The sequence below is a fragment of the Betaproteobacteria bacterium genome (assembly GCA_016713305.1).
In the GTDB taxonomy this organism is placed as follows: domain Bacteria; phylum Pseudomonadota; class Gammaproteobacteria; order Burkholderiales.
This window is the reverse complement of record JADJPK010000007.1, coordinates 165,734-184,899: the sequence shown is the minus strand read 5'-3', so window position 1 is coordinate 184,899 and position 19,166 is coordinate 165,734. Positions and strand designations below refer to the sequence as shown.

Annotated in this window: 12 protein-coding genes and 6 pseudogenes; 8 read left to right on the top strand and 10 right to left on the bottom strand. The window is 66.7% G+C overall.

What is annotated here, in order from left to right:
* Positions 1 to 80 precede the first annotated feature (80 nt).
* The 3 genes and pseudogenes from IPK20_08960 (at position 81) to IPK20_08950 (ending at position 3,223) form a co-directional block, all read left to right on the top strand.
* Positions 81 to 1,502: an extracellular solute-binding protein gene (locus tag IPK20_08960; protein ID MBK8016829.1), complete on the top strand. Its 1,422-nt coding sequence runs from the start codon at positions 81 to 83 to the stop codon at positions 1,500 to 1,502.
* Between the two features lie 262 nt (positions 1,503 to 1,764).
* A pseudogene (locus tag IPK20_08955) lies at positions 1,765 to 2,797 on the top strand (thiol oxidoreductase).
* A 57-nt stretch (positions 2,798 to 2,854) separates the two neighbouring features.
* A complete protein-coding gene (locus IPK20_08950; protein MBK8016828.1) occupies positions 2,855 to 3,223 on the top strand; it encodes a LysR family transcriptional regulator in 369 nt (122 codons plus the stop codon).
* Between the two features lie 180 nt (positions 3,224 to 3,403).
* Here IPK20_08950 and IPK20_08945 read toward each other — a convergent pair.
* The 8 genes and pseudogenes from IPK20_08945 to IPK20_08910 all read right to left on the bottom strand — a co-directional run bounded on the left by IPK20_08945 (position 3,404) and on the right by IPK20_08910 (position 11,996).
* Positions 3,404 to 4,198, bottom strand: a pseudogene (locus IPK20_08945) (EAL domain-containing protein).
* Positions 4,199 to 4,666: 468 nt separating this feature from the next.
* Positions 4,667 to 5,476: pseudogene (locus tag IPK20_08940) on the bottom strand (PAS domain-containing protein).
* Positions 5,463 to 5,759: pseudogene (locus IPK20_08935) on the bottom strand (response regulator). Before IPK20_08935 ends, IPK20_08940 begins: the two co-directional pseudogenes overlap by 14 nt.
* Positions 5,760 to 5,819: 60 nt before the next feature.
* Positions 5,820 to 6,266, bottom strand: coding sequence for a response regulator (locus IPK20_08930; GenBank protein ID MBK8016827.1), 447 nt, complete (start codon positions 6,264 to 6,266; stop codon positions 5,820 to 5,822).
* A gap of 153 nt (positions 6,267 to 6,419) precedes the next feature.
* Positions 6,420 to 8,855: a PAS domain S-box protein gene (locus IPK20_08925; protein MBK8016826.1), complete on the bottom strand. Its 2,436-nt coding sequence runs from the start codon at positions 8,853 to 8,855 to the stop codon at positions 6,420 to 6,422.
* A gap of 338 nt (positions 8,856 to 9,193) precedes the next feature.
* A pseudogene (locus IPK20_08920) lies at positions 9,194 to 9,856 on the bottom strand (ATP-binding cassette domain-containing protein).
* A complete protein-coding gene (gene modB, locus IPK20_08915; GenBank protein MBK8016825.1) occupies positions 9,853 to 10,542 on the bottom strand; it encodes a molybdate ABC transporter permease subunit in 690 nt (229 codons plus the stop codon). The pseudogene IPK20_08920 and the gene modB overlap by 4 nt, the downstream one beginning before the upstream one ends.
* Positions 10,543 to 10,907: 365 nt before the next feature.
* Positions 10,908 to 11,996 carry a helix-turn-helix transcriptional regulator gene (locus IPK20_08910; GenBank protein MBK8016824.1) on the bottom strand — a complete coding sequence of 363 codons (1,089 nt, stop codon included), beginning with the start codon at positions 11,994 to 11,996 and terminating at the stop codon, positions 10,908 to 10,910.
* Between the two features lie 302 nt (positions 11,997 to 12,298).
* Here IPK20_08910 and IPK20_08905 point away from each other — a divergent pair, with 302 nt between their 5' ends.
* The 5 genes and pseudogenes from IPK20_08905 to IPK20_08885 all read left to right on the top strand — a co-directional run bounded on the left by IPK20_08905 (position 12,299) and on the right by IPK20_08885 (position 18,259).
* A complete protein-coding gene (locus IPK20_08905) occupies positions 12,299 to 12,769 on the top strand; it encodes a formate dehydrogenase subunit gamma (GenBank protein MBK8016823.1) in 471 nt (156 codons plus the stop codon).
* Positions 12,766 to 14,325, top strand: a complete 1,560-nt coding sequence (locus tag IPK20_08900; GenBank protein MBK8016822.1) for an NADH-quinone oxidoreductase subunit NuoF — start codon at positions 12,766 to 12,768, stop codon at positions 14,323 to 14,325. The genes IPK20_08905 and IPK20_08900 overlap by 4 nt, the downstream gene beginning before the upstream one ends.
* Positions 14,326 to 14,345: 20 nt before the next feature.
* Positions 14,346 to 17,198 (top strand): annotated as a pseudogene (gene fdhF, locus IPK20_08895) (formate dehydrogenase subunit alpha).
* 19 nt (positions 17,199 to 17,217) lie between these two features.
* Positions 17,218 to 18,021, top strand: coding sequence for a formate dehydrogenase accessory sulfurtransferase FdhD (fdhD, locus tag IPK20_08890; protein ID MBK8016821.1), 804 nt, complete (start codon positions 17,218 to 17,220; stop codon positions 18,019 to 18,021).
* Positions 18,022 to 18,031: 10 nt separating this feature from the next.
* A complete protein-coding gene (locus IPK20_08885) occupies positions 18,032 to 18,259 on the top strand; it encodes a formate dehydrogenase subunit delta (GenBank protein ID MBK8016820.1) in 228 nt (75 codons plus the stop codon).
* A gap of 31 nt (positions 18,260 to 18,290) precedes the next feature.
* Here IPK20_08885 and IPK20_08880 read toward each other — a convergent pair whose 3' ends face one another.
* Entirely contained in the window at positions 18,291 to 18,677 is a 387-nt protein-coding gene (locus IPK20_08880) for a winged helix-turn-helix domain-containing protein (protein ID MBK8016819.1), read from the bottom strand.
* Position 18,678: 1 nt separating this feature from the next.
* Positions 18,679 to 19,146, bottom strand: coding sequence for a molybdopterin synthase catalytic subunit MoaE (moaE, locus tag IPK20_08875; protein ID MBK8016818.1), 468 nt, complete (start codon positions 19,144 to 19,146; stop codon positions 18,679 to 18,681).
* Positions 19,147 to 19,166 lie beyond the last annotated feature (20 nt).

The window sequence follows — 19,166 nt, the reverse complement described above, 5'->3', positions numbered from 1 at the left end:
AAGAAAGCGCTGTCCTGGCAGAAATGGCACGGAGGATCACGTCCATCTCCCGCCGGTTTTCGGCGCTTTCGGAGTAATTCATGCGCCTCTTGTCCTGCCCTGTCTTGCACGTCTTTGTGGCGTTCGCAATCGCGCTTCTTTCTCCCGCTTACGCACGCGAGGACGTCGTCGTCCTCACAAGCTATCCAGAGGAGGTGTTCAGCCGTTTCGAAGCTGCGTTCGAACGTGCCAATCCGGACATCGACATCCAATTCGTGTGGCGCATGCCTCACGACGCGCTTCCCTCGTTGCGCAGTGACCGGAATGCGCGAATCGATGTCTACTGGTCCCCCGCCTATCGGAACTTCATCGCCCTCTCGGACGAAGGCCTGCTTGCGGTCCTGGATGTCGACCGCACGCAGCTTCCCGGGCGTGCCGGCCCGCTTCAGTTCTCCGACCCGCAGGGCCGGTATGAGGGCGTGGAGATGGCCAGCTTCGGCATCGTCAGCGCTCCTGCCACGCTGGCCGTACACGGACTGCCGATTCCGCGCGAGTGGTCGGATCTTGCCGACGAACGATTCGATGGCCTGGTGTTGTTCCCCATTCCGTCGAAGGTCGGCTTCGCCTCGACCCTGGTCGACGGTGTGCTGCAGTCCCTCGGATGGCGCGACGGCTGGTCTCTCCTGTCGCGTATCGCCGCATTCAACCGGTTGATCGACGGCAGCGGCGCGTTCATCTCCGATGAACTACGTGGCGGCGAAGCGGCAGTTGGCCTCACCATCGACTTCTTCGCTCGTTCTGCCATCGCCAATGGAGCCCCGTTCGTCCTCACGCGTCCCACGGCGAACGGGTACTCGTTCGCGCACGTCGGCGTGTTGACCCATGCGGCGCATCCGGCGGCCGCGCACCGCTTCGTCGCATTTCTGCTCTCACCCGAAGGTCAGCAGCTCCTGGGTGACGCGGATGTGGCCAAGCTATCCGTGCGACCATCGTCTTACCAGGATGCGTCCGCCTTCGGCCTCAGTCCGTTCGACGCGCCCGACGCCTTGGCGCTGCGTTACGACCCGGCGACAGGCATCGCGCGATCCCTCGTCGTCGCCGCGCTTTTCGACGCGATGATCACGCGTCGACAGCCCATCCTGCGCGACGCGCTGCGAAAGCTCAGGCGAGCGGAACAGGCTTACGCAGTCCGTCCGGACAGGGCCGGCCGGGAGGCGATCGAAGACGCCACCCGGCATCTCGAAGCGCTCCCTTTGAATGCCGAACAGGCAGCGGACGCCAACCTGAACCGCACGTTCGATGAGCGGCGCCGTGGCGACCCACGTGCGCTTGCCCGGGCAGCCGAGATCGAACGCGAATGGGACAGGTTCTTCGACGTGCACACCCGGGCGGCCGCAACCCGGCTTGCCGACATTGTCGGGAAGGACGGTACGCCTCCGAGCCCCTGCAGCCCGTTGCACGTCCGCGCTGCTCGGCCTGTCGTTCTGCGTTTCGGCATCCTGGTCCGGTATCGATTCCGTTGAGGGGACGATGCGTGGCGCCGGCGGATCGCTCACCGTGCGAGCGGAACACCGCGACGCCTATTCCCTCGCCCCCGAGGGCCTTCCTGACGACCTGCGCGCCTCCTTTCTCCGTGGACGCAGTCTGTTCCGCCAAGTCTGGGTCGTTGCACCATCGGAGGACGCAGCCGTGGACGGTCTCGGTCCCGTCTACAACCGGATGTCCTGTGGCGCATGTCACGTCAGAAATGGGCGTGGTTTTGCGCCCGACGGTCCGGACGAGGAAATGCGCGCCATGCTCATGCGCATCAGCCAGCCGGGCGCACTTCCGGATGAACCCCCGCATCCTCATCCGGCCTACGGTGACCAGATCAACGAGTCGGGCATCCCCGGCATACCGGGTGAGGGGGAGGCCCGCGTCACGTACACGATCGAGCGCGTCACACTTGCCGGGGGAGAGTCCGTGGAACTACGCCGCCCGGTGTTCACCCTGCACAACCTGCGTTTCGGCGCGCCGAAGGTGCAATTGCTGATGTCTGCCCGCGTTGCCCCTCCGGTGTACGGGCTGGGGCTGCTGGAGGCCGTGGACGAAACCACCTTGCGCGCCCTCGCCGAAAGGCCCGGCATGGGTGCGAGCCGCGTCAACAGGGTACTAGACGTGCGCAAGGGCGAACTCGTGACGGGCCGGTTCGGGCTCAAGTCCAACCAGCCGCACCTGCGGCAGCAGAACGCCGCGGCTGCCTGGGGCGACATGGGCATCACCTCCGACCTGTTCCGGACGGAAAACTGCGCAGCTCCGCAGGTCGAGTGCGCACGCGCACCTCACGGCGGCACGCCTGAACTGGACGCGAGGCAACTGGAGGACCTGACGGTCTACATGAGTCTGCTGCCCGTCCCGGCGCGCCGAGGCGAACGCGTACCCGACGTCTTTCGCGGCGAGCACCTTTTCAACGATTTCGGTTGTTCCCAATGCCATGTACCGGAACTGACGACCGGCAATCCCCCGTTTCGCGCAGCTTTCCCGACAGACCATCCGCCCCTACTCCGATCTCCTCCTCCACGACCTGGGACCTGATCTCGCGGATGGCCGGCCGGACTTCGCGGCGTCGGGCGGCGACTGGCGTACACCACCGCTATGGGGCATCGGACTGGCTCACGTGGTGAACCCTCGTGCGGGCTTCTTGCACGACGGCCGCGCACGCACGCTGCAGGAGGCGATCCTCTGGCACGGTGGTCAGGCGCGTCCCGCGCGCGAATCGTTCCGTCTCGCGCCCCTCACCGACCGTAGCGCCCTGGTGCGTTTCCTGGAATCCCTCTGATGCCACGTCACCGTGCCAACTCCAGTTCCCGCAACGCCGCGGCCATGCACGGTCCAGATCAGCTTTCGTCACGCGCTTGCGTTCGGCCCTGGCAAGGCCGCGCTGCTGGAGGCCATCGCCGCCACCGGCTCCATCACCGCGGCGGCGCGACGCATCGACATGCCTTACCGCCGTGCATGGAACCTGGTGGAGGAGCTGAACATGATGTTCCCGTCGCCGCTCATCGACTGCAAGGTCGGGGGCGATGGCGGCGGCGGCGCCATGCTCACGGACCTGGGGCGCGACATTCTCGGCCGGTTCCGCGAACTCGAGAGCAAGGCGCTGCAGTCGGTGGAAGCCGAGGTCGAGGCCTTTGCGTCGCTCATGGCCGGCGTGGAGCCTGCGACCAAACCGGATCGGGGGGAGGAAGCGGCCACGCCGCCATGAGCAGGAAGATGTGCAATCCGTGCACACGGATCGCACTTCCGCCGGAACACGCGAGGGCCGCGCGGGTGGCGAAGTGGAAACCGGGCCCCGGCCGAGGCCGCGCACGTTGATCCGGACTTTGCTCTGGCGGCCGGAGCCTGCGCGATCGTCGAGCAGTGCGGCCGGCCTGTCCAGCGGCACCGGCGGACTGAACAGATACCCCTGGTACGAGGCACAGCCCAGCGACCGCAGGAATTCCAGCTGGGGCCCCGTCTCCACACCCTCTGCCACCACTTCGAGCCCCAGGCTCGACGCCATGGCGAGGATCGCCCGCACGATCGCGGCGTCGTTGGCATCGGTCGTGCAATCTCGAACGAACGCACGGTCGATCTTCAGCGTGTCGAGCGGCAGCCGCTTGAGATAGCTCAGGGACGAGTATCCGGTGCCGAAGTCGTCCAGGGAGAAGCGGACTCCCTGGTCCTTCAAACGCCGCATGATGCCGATGGTGTGGTCGATGTCGTCGATGACCGCGCTCTCGGTGATCTCCAGTTCGAGGGTCTCCGGGGACGTGCCCGTTTCCTCCAGCACATCGCGGATACGGTCGGCGAAATCCGCCTGGTAGAACTGGCGCGGGCTCACGTTCACCGCCGCCCGCACATGGTGACCCTTGGCCTTCAGTGCGCCCAGCGTCTCGCACACGTGCCGCAGCAGCCACTGGCCCACCGGCAGGATGAGGCCGGTGTCCTCGAGAAGGGGGATGAACGACGACGGGGGCTGCAGACTGTGGGCCGGATGCTGCCAGCGCAGCAGGCTTTCCACTCCGAACAGCCGGCCGGTGGCCAGCTCGATCTGCGGCTGGAAATAGGCGATGAACTCCTGACGGACGACCGCATCGCGAAGCTGACCTTCCAGCAGCAGCCGCTCGCTGACCGCTGCCTGCATTTCCGGCGAGAAGAATCGCACCGTGTTCCGGCCCGCCGCCTTCGCCTGGTACATCGCGATGTCCGCGTGACGCAGGATGTCGTCGGCAGTCTCCTCGCCCTCGGGGAAGAGAATCACACCGATGCTCGCACTGGCCCGAAGCCGGTCGCCGGCGATGATGAAGTCCCCGGACAGCGCCTCGCGGATCTTCTGGGCGATGGCACGCGCCTCGCGTGCGACCGCGTCGCGCGCCCCTTCGAGCTGAGGCAGGAGCACCACGAACTCGTCGCCTCCCAGCCGCGCCACCGTGTCCTCGCTCCGCACCTGGGCGAGAAGGCAGCGGGCGACGTCGCACAGGAGCAGATCGCCGGTTGGATGCCCGAGCGAATCGTTGATGTTCTTGAAGTGGTCCAGATCCAGATAGAGCAGCGCGCCCGAAAGCCCGCGCCGGCGATTGCGCGCGATGGCCTGCTGCAAGCGATCCATGAGCAGCGAGCGGTTGGGCAGATGGGTAAGCGAATCGTGGAAGGCGAGGTACTCGATGCGCTCCTGGATCTGCTTGCGTTCGCTGATGTCCTGGAAATGGCAGACGTAGTGCGTCACCGCGCCGTCGTCGCGCCGGACGGCGGTGATCGTTTCCCAGATGGGATACACGTCGCCGGAGACGCGTCTCGCCTGGGCCTCTCCCTGCCAGTACGTGCTGCCGCTGATCACGAAAGCGGACCACTGGCTCGGAGAGGACCCCTCTCCGTTCACGAACAGTTCGGTGGCCCGCATGCCCAGCGCCCGATCCGCGGACAGCCCGGTGATGTCCAGGAACGCGCGGTTCACGCGTTGGATCACGCCGTCGGCATCGGTAATGAAAATGCCTTCGTGCGACTGGAACGCGGTCGCGGCCAAGCGCAGTTCCGTGATGTCGCTGGACACGCCCAGGACTGCGCGCTCGGCCTTGCCCGGCACGGCGAACGGAATGCGGGTCGTCTGCACGATGCGGGCGAGTCCGCCCACGCCGGTGACCGTTTCTTCGACAACCGACTTGCCGCACCCCACTTCCATGACCGCGCGGTCCTCCGCGAGACTGCGCGCGGTCTCGGCCTCCGGCCGCCGGAAATCCGCATCCGACCGGCCCAGCAGTTCGGTCACGGTCGCCCCGTAGGCGTCGGCGACCGCCTGGTTGGCCAGCAGGAAACGGCCCTGCGTATCCTTGGCGAAGATGAAGTGCGGGACCAGATCGATGATCTGCCTCAGCAGCCGCTCGCTGTCTCGCAGCGCGGCGCAGAGCGCGCTGGCGTTCGTCCTGTTCCCGCGCCGCTTGCAACGCCCGGCGCACGGCGGGACAGAGCCGGCCCAGATGGTTCTTGAGAACGTAGTCGGTGGCCCCCTGCTTGAGCATCTCGATCGCCTCGTCCTCGAGAATGGCGCCGGAGACGAAGATGAACGGCACGGCCGGCCGCAGCGACCTGGCCATCCGCAGAGCCGACACACCGTCGAACCCGGGCAGCGCGTGATCGGACAGGATCAGATCGGGGGCGAAAGCCTCGAGGGCCGCCGAGTACTCGCTCCTGCCCGCGACGCACTGCACGTCGCATTCGATGCCTTCCTGGCGCAGCCGGTCGCGCACGATGTCGCAGTCCAGGGATCGTCCTCGAGATGCAGGACCCGCAAGCGGGGCAGTGCTGGTGCTTGCATCGCGGGCTCAGGGGGCGACTGTTCCGGGCGGCGGCTCGTTGAGGACGGCCCAGAACAGCCCGGCCGTCTTGATGGCGTCGACGAAGTCGTGGAAGTCGACGGGCTTCACGACATAGGCGTTGGCGCCGAGGCCGTAGCTGTCGGCGACGTCCGCCTCTTCCTTCGACGAAGTGAGGATGACGACGGGAAGCATCCGCAATGAAGGCGTCGCCCGGATCTCGCGCAGGACTTCCAAGCCCCCCATGCGGGGCATCTTCAGGTCCACCAGGGCCACGGCCGGATTGCCCGGCGGCAGGCCGGCGTATTGACCGCGCCGCAGAAGATAGTCCAGGGCTTCCGCGCCGTCCTTCACTGCAATGAGTTCGTTGGAAAGCCGATACTCCTGCAACGCCGTGACCGTCAGCTCGCGATCGTTGGGATCGTCTTCGGCCAGAAGGATTCGCTTCGGTTGCATGGTCAGCCTGCTCGTTGAGGGAGATCGGGAACAAGGAACAGAATGCGAGTTCCTACGCCGGGTTCGCTTTCGGCCCAGATGCGTCCGCCGTGACGCTCGACGATGCGGCGGCAGTTCGCGAGTCCGATGCCGGTGCCGGGAAACTCGTCGGCGCTATGCAGCCGTTGAAAGACCCCGAAGAGCTTGTCCGCGTAGCGCATGTCGAACCCCGCGCCGTTGTCGCTCACGAAGAAGACCCACCCGGAATCCGCGCGGTGAGCGCCGATGCCGATGCGGGCCGGCGCACGCTCTGCCGTGAACTTGATGGCATTCGACACGAGGTTGGAGAACACCATCTTGAGCAGGGTCCGGTCCGCCGTGATGGTCGGGAGTTCCGCAACCTCCCACTCGATCTGGCGGTTGTCCGTGTCCGGCCTGAGTTCCATCCGGACATCCCCCACGACGGCATTCACGTCCACGGCCGAGAACTGCATCGCGGCCCGCCCGATCCTGGCGAAGGCCAGCAGACTGTCGATCATGGTCCCCATCCGGCGCGCGGCATCGGAGATCACGTCCAGACGGCGCTTGGACGTGTCGTCCAGCGGCACGGCAGGTCGCGTTCGAACATGTCGATGTAACCCACCATGCCGCAACGGCGCACGCAGATCGTGCGAAATGGAGTAGCTGAACGATTCCGAGGTCCCGGTTGGCGCGTTCCAGTTCGGCGGTGCGCTCTGCCACACGGGTTTCCAGTTCCTCATTGAGGCGTCGCAGTTCCTCGTCGATATGCTTTCGCTCCGTGACGTCGAGCACCGCGCCCACGGTCCTGACAGGCCGCCTCGCCTCTCCCTGCCCCTCGAAGAAGGTCTGCGAACGGGTGGCGATCCACCGTATGGCTCCGTCGCGCCGGACGATACGTTTCTCGACGTCGAAGAGTCCGTCGCCCGACGGATCGTGGGCCCGGCGCACGTCGGCTCCGATGCGGTCGAGGTCGGCGGGATGAACGCTTGACAGAAAGCGGGGAATATCGACAGGCTCGTCGGCCGTGAATCCGTAGATCGCCCGCTGTTCCGGCGACCAGTAGATCGTGTCCGCGCGATGGTCGTGATCGAAGATGCCGATCGCGGATGCCCGCACCGCTTGCCGCAGGCGTTCCTCGCTCGTCCGGACCGCGGCCTCGATACGGCGCAGCTCGGTGACGTCGCGCACGATCGACACCATGCAGTCGTCGTCACCGATATCCAGTCGGAAACTCGACTGAAGGCACAACCTCACTTCGCCCGAGCGGTGCCTGTTGGTGTACTCCCATTCCTTGACGAAGCCATGGCGGCGCACCTCTTGCACGAGCGCGGAGCGCTTCGGCAGATCGACGATGTCCAGGTCCATGACGCTGCGCCCGACGATCTCCTCGCGCGAATACCCCGTCAGCACCTCGTGCGCGGGATTGACATCGACCACTACGCCGTCGTCCATGTGGCTGATCACGATCGGATCGGGGCTGCCGCGGAATACTGCGTGAAACCTGGCTTCGGATTGCCGCAATGCACGCTCCGCACGGCGGATGTCCGTGACGTCACGCAGTACCGACACCCATCCGGGCTCGCCGCGGATCTCGATGCCGAAGCTCGTCTGAAGGCATTCGCGGATTTCGCCGTCGCGCCGTCGCGTGGGTGACGGCACGTCGCGCACCGCCCCCTCGGCTCGCATCATGTTTGCGCGGGACGCGCGACCCTCCGGATCGGCAACGATCCCCATCTCCAGGGTCGTCCTGCCGATGAGCTCCTCGCGGGAATAGCCGGTCAGGCGGACGTACGCTTCGTTCACATCCACGATGCGGCCGTCGTCGAGCATGGAAATGACCATGGCCTCGACGCTTGCGTGGAACGCCGCCGAGAACTTGGCCTCGGATTCGCGCAACTCGCGCTCCCGCGCCCGCTGTTCGGTCACGTCGCGGATCACCGCCACGTGCCGCATCTCGCCTTCGCGCGAGATCAGGAATGCGCTGTGCAATGCCTCCCGCACTTCTCCCGACTTGGTTCGCAGCGTCCAAGGCTCGTCGCGCATCCGTCCGCCGGACCGCAGTGCCTCCACAACCCGCTGCCTGAAATGCGGATCCACCGACAAGCCGAGTTCGGGCACGCGGCGGCCGATGGCGTCTTCCCGCGTATAGCCGAACAACTGTTCGAAGGCCAGATTGACGTCGAGGATCAGACCATCCTCGGTCCGCACGATGACCATGGGATCCACGCTTCCCTGGAAGGCGGCCGAGAATTTCGCCTCGGAGTCCTTCACGCTGGCCAGGTCGGCGGGAGAGATCGGCAGATCCCGGAACGTCGCGCAGAACGAATCGCCCGACAGGCGGGCGAGCGTCACCCGCACGTCACGCGCCGCGGCGCCCGTGCCTCCAAACGTGACGTCGACGGACCGGGTTGCGCCGGAGCCCAGGGCCGCCATCATCGCCCGCACACGTTCGCCGGCGGACGGAAGAAGGTCGAGAAGGCACTTGCCGACCAGATCGGCACGGGCCGCTTGCAACAGTTCGGCCAGCGAGTCGTTGGCGTCGTGCAGACGCCCGGAGGCGTCCAGGACGCACATCCCTTCCCTGGGCATTCGACGTTCTCCTTGTAGTGGGTCCGGCGCTTCCGTACCCGGCAGCCGCACGCGCACGCACGCGAGCACCGCTTCGACAGCGTCGGATCTGAAGCCAATATGGTGCAAGGAGATGTGACTGACAAGCGCCCCACCGGCAATTTTCCCGTCCACGAACGGGAATTGCGAGAATGCCGGGTAGTCAGAGGTGACGGATTTCCGGTCGCGCGGTGGCCGCAACACGGGACGTCACCTGATATTTTTTCCACTTCCACGGCTTGAGCGAGAAACCTCCGCATGGCGCGGCGCACCTGCGGACCGGATTCCACGTGCGACAGCAACTCGTGCGCATCGCCGGTCGCGGCGACGCGGCCTTCACGGAAGACGATGACCTCGTCGGCCAGGCCGGCGACATCGTCCGGATCGTGGGTGATGACGACCATGGGAACGTGGAATCGCTCCCTCAGGCGGAGCAGTTCGTGTCGCATGCGTTCGCGCAACAGCGGGTCCAGCGCGCTGAACGGTTCGTCCAGAAGCAGTATTTCCGGTTCGCCTACCAGCGCCCTTGCGAGCGCCACCCGTTGCCGCTGGCCCCCGGACAATTGCCCCGGATACGCCTGCGCGAGATGTCCGATCTCGAAGGTGTCCAGCATGCGGCGGACGCGGTCCCGCACTCCAGCCGGCAGCCCCCACTGCCACCAGCGGCTGAGCGGAAACGCCACGTTGCGCTCGACGCTCAGGTGGGGAAACAGCGCATAGTCCTGGAAGACATAGGCCACGCGGCGTTCGCGCGTGGGGACGTCGACTCCCGTGGCCGAGTCGAACAATGCCCGGTCACCCAGGTGGATGAAGCCGGAGTCCGGGCGCATCAGGCCGGCAACGGCCTGCAGCGTGACGCTCTTGCCGGAGCCCGACGGGCCGAAGATGACCGTGACGTCGTGCTCGCAGCTCACTTGCGCATCGAGCTCGAAGCGGTGGCCGTTGGAGGAAAACTGCCGGCGGATCGAGATTTCCAGCTTCAAGCGGTACGCACCCGCAGAAGACGGCCGGACCCCACCAGCACGAGGATGCACACGAGCGAGGTGATGGCCACGAGGAAGTTCGCCTGATCGTCCTGCCCGGCCTGCACGGCCTCGTAGACCGCGATGGACAGCGTCTGGGTCTTGCCGGGGATGCTCCCGGCCACCATGAGGGTGGCGCCGAATTCCCCAAGTGCCCGGGCGAACGCCAGCATGGTTCCGGCGAGGATGCCCCGCCACGCGAGGGGAAGCGTCACCCGGACGAAGACGTCCCACTCCGTTGCGCCCAACACGCGGGCCGCGTTCTCGGCCTGACGGGGGACTTCCTCGAAAGCGGCGCGGGCGGCCTTGTAGACCAGCGGGAACGCGACGACGGCGGCGGCGATGACCGCGCCTTGCCAGGTGAACATCAGGACCAGGTCGAACTGTTCATGAAGCCAGCGCCCGATCCAGCCCCGGCGCCCCAGCAGGACGATGAGGTAATAGCCCAGGACCGTGGGTGGCATGACCATGGGCAGCGTCATGAGCGCATCGAACACCTCGCGGCCCCAGAACCGCCCTCGCGCGACCAGCCAGGCCACCGCCACGCCCGCGATCAGGACCAGTGCCGTGGCCCAGCCGGCGACCTTGAGCGAGAGCGCAAGCGGCGTCCACGCGGCGGCCGAAAGCCCCGCCCCTGTCTCCCACATTGACGTCATATCCCGATTTATATAGCGGACGAGGCTAATGGCATTCGCCCGGAGCGTCAAATGGAATCGGGCCTTGCGCAACGGCCAGAAGGGGAGGAGAGGTACTTGCGCTTCGCGCCTCTCGGAACCCCACCCCCACCTCCGCTCCTCCCCTGAAGGGAGGAGAGTTTCGCGCTTCGCGCCTCTCGGAATGCCCACCCCCACCTCCGCTCCTCCACTCCACCCCGAAAAGCCTCCGACTTTCCGGGGGCCCCGGCCTGAAGGGGAGGAGAGGTACTTGCGCTTCGCGCCTCTCGGAAGACCCACCCCCACCTCCGCTCCTCCCCTGAAGGAGAGAGCCGCCTTCGCGCCTCTCGGATCCTGCCCTATCTTTTCGCCTTTCTCCCCTCCCGGAACGCCTCGCCGAGCGTGGACACCTCGCCTGCCTTGGGCGCTTCGTACCCCGGCAGCTCCCGGACCATCTGCTGAAACGTTTCGCCCTTGAGCAGGGACAGGAATTCCTGGATCTCGGGGCGCTCCAGCGTGGTGAGTGCCACGGCGAAGAAGTAGTGCTCGCGGGCAATGGGCACGAAATCCAGGCGCAGGTTGTGGGCGGCCGGCTGGACACCGAAGCCGGCGTCGGCGATGCCGCTCCCCACGTACGCCGCCACGGCCGCGTGGGTGAACTCCTCCGTCCGGTAGCCGCGGATCTGGTCGCCTTCGATCCCGGCCGCGGCGAGCAGCTGGTCGAACAGCAGCCGCGTTCCAGACCCCTTCTGCCGGTTGACGAACTGCACATTGGGCCGGGTCAGGTCGTCCAGCCCGCGAATATTCCTGGGGTTTCCCGCTGCGAGGAACAGTCCCTGGGTGCGCGTGACCAGATGCACGATGCGGTGTTCCTCCGGGCGCAGCCAGCGCAGGTACTGACGCGCGGCGGAGGCACCCAGTTCGCCCACCGGAACGTGGAATCCCGCGAGATCGCACGCTCCCCGGACAAGCGATGCCAGCGATTCCAGGGTTCCCAGATAGCGCAGATCCAGACGGATGCGGGGATGGTCCTGCAGCAGGGCCGGGACGCGCGCCACGGCGAATCCGTGGCTCGCATGGATGCGGACCGTCGCCAGGGCCGAGTCCAGGAGCTGGTTGATCTCGAGATTGATTTCCGAGGCGAGGGATTCCAGCTGCAGCCCCATGCGGGCAATGGCCCTCTGCTCGGCCCAGAGGATCTTCTCGCCCAGCGGCGTCAGCGACGTCCCCTTTCCCCGCTCGAAGCGCACGAGCGGCTGGCCGAAGAATTCGCCCCAGGTCTCCACCAGGCCCCAGGCGTGGCGATAGGACACGCCCACCGCTTCGGCCGCCTCGGTCAGCTTGCGGCTGCCGTTGATGGCGGCGAGCAGGGCGAAAACCTCCGGCCCCACGCGCTGGCCGGTTTCATCCTCGAGGATCCAGGTCGGTTTGACGGCGATGCGTTTCATGTGAACGGTTTTTCATATTAAGGTGCCGCAATGCACCTGTTAGCGTCGCAGATGCTCGTGATCCGGTGCGATCCCTGTCGAGCTCTCCCCCAGGCACAAGCTGGGGCGCGGGTGACTCGTCCGCTGGTTCCGGCGCCGGTTCCCGATCCGGCCCGGGGTCCGGCAAGCGTCTCGAATGCCGCTTTGAGGCGAGGCCCCTCGCGTGCCTGCCCCATATGTTGCTCGATTCCTATGGAGGATGCCGGATCCCCGTCGATAACATGGGGCGCCCCGTCCTGAAGGGGCCCCTCCAGGAGGAAGTCATGCCGGATGACGCCAGCGCCGTCATAGGTCGGGCAATCGAACGACATCAGCACGTCCCCGGGGGCCTTCTGCCCCTGCTGCACGACATCCAGGATGCCCTGGGCCACGTTCCGCCGGAGGCCATCGCTTCCATCGCCAGTGCGCTGAACCTGTCCCGTGCAGAAGTCCATGGCGTGGTGTCGTTCTACCACCACTTCCGCCAGGTGCCGCCGGGACGGCACGTGGTCCAGGTCTGCCGGGCGGAGGCGTGCCAGTCGATGGGTGCCGATACCCTGCTCGCATCGCTGCGCCAGGCGCTGGGTGTGGATCTCCACCAGACCACCGCGGACGGTGCCGTCACGCTGGAACCCGTCTACTGCCTCGGCAACTGCGCCCTGGCGCCTTCGCTCATGGTCGATGGCCGGCTGCGGGGACGCGTGAACGCGGACGCCGCCGGCGTCCTGGCCAGCCAGCTTCGGGAGGTCGCATGACGGTCCGGATCTATGTGCCGGGCGATGCCTCGGCGCGCAGCGTGGGGGCCGACGAGGTCGCGGCTGTGCTGGCCGCCGAGGCACGCAGCCGCGGAGCGTCCGTGCAGATCGTGCGAAACGGATCGCGAGGCCTGTTCTGGCTGGAGCCGCTGGTGGAAGTGGAAACGCCCGCCGGCCGCACGGCGTACGGACCCGTGGATGCCGTGGAAGTGCCCGGACTGTTCGAGGCCGGCTTCCTCGAAGGCGGGGAACATCGCGCCCGCATCGGCAGGATCGAGGAACACCCGTGGTTCGCGAAGCAGGATCGCCTGTGCTTCGCCCGGGTGGGTGTGACGGATCCGGTGTCGTGCAGCGACTACGAAGCCCACGGCGGATTGCGCGGTCTGCGCAACGCCCTGGCCATGAGCGGCGCGGACGTGGTGAAGACCATCACGGAATCCGGTCTGCGTGGCCGCGGAGGTGCGGCATTTCCCACGGGCATCAAGTGGAACACGGTGCTGCAGACGGCCGCGAGTCAGAAATACGTCGTCTGCAATGCCGACGAAGGCGATTCCGGCACCTTCTCGGACCGCATGATCATGGAAGGCGATCCCCTGGTGCTGGTAGAGGGAATGACCATCGCCGGTGTCGCCACGGGGGCCACGAAGGGCTACATCTACCTGCGCTCCGAGTACCCGGATGCCGAGCGGACGCTGCTGGCCGCGATCGCGAATGCGCGCCTGCACGGGATTCTGGGGGAGAACGTCCTGGGCTCCGGCAAGGCGTTCGACATCGAGGTCCGCCGCGGCGCAGGAGCCTACATCTGCGGCGAGGAGACCTCCCTGCTGGAGAGCCTGGAGGGCAAACGCGGCATGGTCCGGTTCAAGCCGCCCGTGCCCGCCATCTCGGGCCTGTTCGGCAAGCCCACGGTGATCAACAACGTCATCACGTTCGCCTCGGCACCGATCATCCTGGACCGGAGCGCCGCCTACTACCGGGATTACGGGGTCGGCCGGTCCCAGGGTACCCTCCCCATCCAGCTCACGGGAAACATCCGGCACGGCGGACTTGTCGAAAAGGCATTCGGCGTGACATTGCGCGAGTTGCTGTACGACTACGGTGGCGGTTCGGCCAGCGGGCGGCCCATCAAGGCCGTGCAGGTGGGCGGTCCTCTGGGCGCCTACATTCCGGCGTCGCAGTTCGATCTGCCGCTGGACTACGAGGCGTTCGCTGCGGCGGGCGCGATGGTGGGCCATGGCGGCATCGTGGTGTTCGACGACACGGCCGACATGGCGAAGCTCGCCCGGTATGCGATGGAGTTCTGCGCCATCGAATCGTGCGGCAAGTGCACGCCTTGCCGTATCGGTTCGACGCGAGGGTTCAAGGTGATCGACAGGATCGTGGCAGGCCGGGACCGGGACGCGAACACGGCCCTGCTGCGCGACCTGTGCGACACCATGCTGAACGGCTCGCTGTGCGCGCTGGGCGGGATGACGCCCTTCCCCGTGCTCTCCGCGCTGAAGCACTTTCCCGAAGATTTCGGCCTGCCGCGCAACGCGCTGGCAGCCGCCGCCTGACCCTCCAAGGAGGACGCACCATGGGCATCCGCTACATCGACCTGGGCACCCCGCCCCGCAAGAGCGAACGCGAAGTGACGCTGGAGATCGACGGAGTGCAGGTCACCGTCCCGGAAGGCACGTCGATCATGCGGGCGGCCGCGGATGCCGGCGTCTCCATCCCCAAACTGTGCGCGACGGACTCGCTGGAACCGTTCGGTTCCTGCCGCATGTGCCTGGTCGAGATCGAAGGGCGCAAGGGTTACCCGGCATCCTGTACGACGCCGGTCGCGCCCGGACTGGTCGTTCGCACGCAGTCCGCGTCGCTGGCCAAGATCCGCCGCAACGTGATGGAGCTGTACATCTCCGACCACCCGCTCGACTGCCTCACCTGTGCGGCCAACGGCAATTGCGAGCTGCAGGACATGGCGGGCGTGGTCGGACTGCGCGAAGTCCGGTATGGCTACGATGGCGCGAACCACCTGAAGTCCGCCAAGGACACCTCCAACCCCTATTTCACGTTCGACCCCTCGAAGTGCATCGTCTGCTCCCGTTGCGTGCGCGCCTGCGAAGAGGTCCAGGGCACCTTCGCCCTCACGATCGACAGCCGCGGTTTCGCGTCCATGGTGTCGCCCGGCCAGCGCGAGGATTTCATGGATTCCGAGTGCGTGAGCTGCGGAGCGTGTGTCCAGGCGTGTCCCACGGCGACGCTCATGGAAAAGTCCGTGATCGAGATGGGCCAGGCGGAGCACAGCGTGGTCACCACCTGCGCCTACTGCGGCGTGGGCTGTTCCTTCCGCGCCGAGATGCAGGGCAACGAAGTGGTGCGCATGGTGCCCAACAAGGACGGCCACGCCAACCATGGCCACTCGTGCGTGAAGGGCCGGTTCGCCATCGGCTATGCCACGCACAAGGACCGGATCACCAGGCCGATGATCCGCGCGAGCGTCGACGAACCATGGCGCGAGGTGAGCTGGGACGAGGCCATCGGCCACGCCGCGTCCGAATTCAAGCGCATCCAGGCCAAGTACGGCCGGGGTGCCGTGGGGGGCATCACCTCGTCCCGCTGCACGAACGAGGAAACGTACCTCGTGCAGAAGCTCATACGGGCCGCCTTCGGCAACAACAACGTCGACACCTGCGCTCGCGTCTGCCACTCGCCCACCGGCTACGGTCTCAAGACGACGCTCGGCGAATCGGCCGGCACGCAGACGTTCGACTCGGTCGACAAGGCGGACGTCATCATGGTGATCGGCGCCAATCCGACCGACGGCCACCCCGTGTTCGGGTCGCGCATGAAGCGCCGCCTGCGCGAGGGCGCGAAGCTCATCGTCGTGGATCCGCGCTCCATCGACCTCGTGCGCTCGCCGCACGTCCAGGCGTCCCAGCACCTCAAGCTGCGACCCGGCACGAACGTGGCGGTGGTCAACGCGCTGGCGCACGTGATCATGACCGAAGGACTCTGGAATGAGTCGTTCGTGCGCAGCCGCTGCGAGGAGCCCGCTTTCTCCAAGTGGCGCGATTTCATCTGCGATCCGGCCAACTCCCCCGAAGCGATGGAGGCCGAAACGGGCGTGCCCGCGAAGGACGTGCGCGAGGCCGCCAGGCTCTACGCCACCGGCGGCAACGCGGCCATCTACTACGGCCTGGGCGTGACCGAGCACTCGCAGGGCTCGACGATGGTGATGGGCATCGCGAACCTCGCGATGGTCACCGGCAACATCGGCCGGGAAGGCGTCGGCGTGAATCCCCTGCGCGGCCAGAACAATGTGCAGGGCGCGTGCGACATGGGCTCGTTCCCGCACGAGTTGCCGGGTTACCGGCACGTGTCCGACAAGGAGACGCGCGACCTGTTCGAGGCCGAATGGGGCGTGCGCATCGATCCGGAACCGGGTCTGCGGATTCCCAACATGCTGGATGCGGCGCTGGACGGAAGCTTCCGCGGCATCTACGTCGAAGGCGAGGACATCGCCCAGTCGGATCCCGACACCCAGCACGTCACGGCGGCGTTGCGCGCCATGGAATGCGTGGTGGTGCAGGACATCTTCCTCAATGAAACGGCAAAGTACGCGCACGTCTTCCTCCCCGGCTCCTCGTTCCTGGAAAAGGACGGCACGTTCACCAATGCCGAACGCCGGATCTCCCGCGTGCGCAAGGTGATGCCGCCGCTGGGCGGCAAGCAGGACTGGGAGGTGACCCAGATGCTCGCGAACGCGCTGGGCTATCCCATGCACTACCGGCACCCGTCCGAGATCATGGACGAGATCGCGCGGCTCACCCCCACGTTCCACGGCGTGAGTTTCGAGAAGATCGACCAGCTGGGCAGCGTCCAGTGGCCCTGCAACGATCACTCGCCCCTGGGCACGCCCACCATGCACGTCGAGGAGTTCGTGCGCGGCAAGGGCAACTTCGTCATCACACGCTATGTGCCGACGGAGGAGCGCACCAGCCGGAAGTATCCGCTCATCCTCACCACCGGCCGGATCCTGAGCCAGTACAACGTCGGGGCGCAGACGCGCCGGACACCGAACGTGATGTGGCACGACGAGGACCGCCTGGAGATCCACCCGAGCGACGCCGAACTGCGTGGCATCCGCGAGGGCGACTGGGTCGGCGTGCGCAGCCGGGCCGGCGAGACCGTGCTGCGTGCCGTCATCACTGAAAGAGTCTAGCCGGGCGTGGTGTACACGACATTCCACTTCCCCGAGTCCGGTGCCAACGTGATCACGACCGACAATTCCGACTGGGCCACGAACTGCCCCGAATACAAGGTGACAGCCGTGCAGGTCGAACCGGTGACGCAGCCCTCCGAATGGCAGAAGCGCTTCCGCGAGTTCAGCGAGGAGCAGCTTTCGCTGCTGGACGGAAAGAAGCGCGAAACCCAGGGAGCCTGACCGGGTGAAACCGGGCGACATGCAAGGCCTCGACGGCGCGCATACCCGCGTGCCGGTGAGGCGCTGCCATGACGATGCCGTGGTGCGGGCGGAAGACCAGGTCGCGGAAGAGTGTCCCGTGGCATTCGTCTACAACGGCATCCCGTTCGCCGTGATGCTCGCGACGCCGCTGGACTTCGAGGACTTCGCCTGGGGATTCAGCCTGACCGAAGGCATCGTCGAATCGGCCGGCCACATCCAGGCCGTGGAAGTCGTGCCGGAAGATGAGGGCTTCTCGGTGTACCTGAGCATTCCTCTGCCGCTCACCGACCGCATCGCGGATCGGCGCCGTTCGCTGGCGGGTCGCACGGGCTGCGGGCTGTGCGGCGCGCAGATGCTCTCGGATGCGTTGCGGCCCGTCCGCAGAGTGCCCTCCGCGCCCGAGGCCGACGCACGTGCGCTGAGACGCGCGCACACGGAACTCGCCGCAGGACAAAGCCTCAACGCGCTCACCGGGTCGGTGCACGCCGCCGCATTTGCCGATCGCTCGGGTCGGGTTCGGCTGCTGCGGGAAGACGTGGGCCGGCACAACGCCCTGGACAAGATGATCGGCGCGCTGCTGCGCGGGGGTACGGATCCGTCCAGCGGGTTTGCCGCCGTGACGAGCCGGGCCAGCTACGAGATGGTCCACAAGACCGCCGCCGCGGGCATCCCGCTACTATCGGCGGTCTCCGCGCCGACGGCGCTGGCCGTGCGCACGGCCAGCCAAGCCGGGCTCACGCTGATCGGATTCGCCCGGCAGGACCGGCATACGGTGTACTCCTCTCCTTCATCGAACTTCTGATTGAACGCCCATGGAAATCACGCGCCTGGTCAAGATGGCCAACGACATCGCCCGATTCTTCGAGCCCGAGCCCGACAAGGAACTGGCCGTGAAAGGGGTGACGAGCCACATGCAGCGGTTCTGGGATCCGCGGATGCGGCGGGAGATCGTGAGCTATGCGCGGACGGGCGGTGCGGAGTTGAGCGAACTCGCGCGGCAGGCCGTCCTGCAATTGACCGTCCCCGAAGGCACGGCCTGATACGCCACGCAAGGGCGCAGGGACGCCGCCGTCACTCCAGCGGCAGGCGGGACATGAGCTTCACGAACTCTCCCATCTCCTTTTCCACTGCCAAGGCCGCCTTCGCTTCCATCGCGAGATAGCGGGCGAGAACATCCTGCCCGAACTCCGTGACGGTGGCGCCGCCGCCGCGCTGGCCCCCGGTTTCGGTGGTGACCAGGGGATGCTTGAAACTCTGGTTCATCGTGTCGACGAGCAGCCAGGCGCGGCGGTACGACATGCCCATGTCCCGCGCCGCGGCGGAGATCGATCCGGTGCGATCGATCGCCTGGAGCAGTTCGGACTTGCCCGGGCCCATGGCGATGGCCTTGCGGAAGAGGATGCGGATCTGCGGTTTGGGGATCTTTCCGTTCCCCGGGGCGTCCTTGGCTCGCGCCATGTCAGCGGCTTCCCTCCCAGCGCTGCGCGGCGGCATCGTCCGTGGTCCGGGCATCCACCCAGCGCGAGCCCGCCGCGGTGGATTCCTTCTTCCAGAACGGCGCCTGCGTCTTCAGGTAGTCCATCAGGAATTCGCAAGCGGCGAAGGCTTCGCCGCGATGCGCGCTTGTCACCACCACCAGCACGATCTGCTCGGTGGGCAGGATCCGGCCCACGCGGTGCACGATGAGGATGTCGATGAGGTCCCAGCGCCCGCGTGCCTGGTCGGCGATCTTCGCGAGCGCCTTCTCGGTCATGCCGGGATAGTGCTCCAGCACCATGTCGGCGACGCTGTCGCCTTCGTTCAGGTCGCGGCAGACGCCGACGAAGCTTGCCACCGCGCCGATTCGCCCGTTGCCCTGGCGCAGCCTGCCGATCTCCGCCCCGACGTCGAAATCGGATTCCTGCACGCGCACGGTGGTGCTGCCCATGGCGGTGGCCGGCCCTTCCG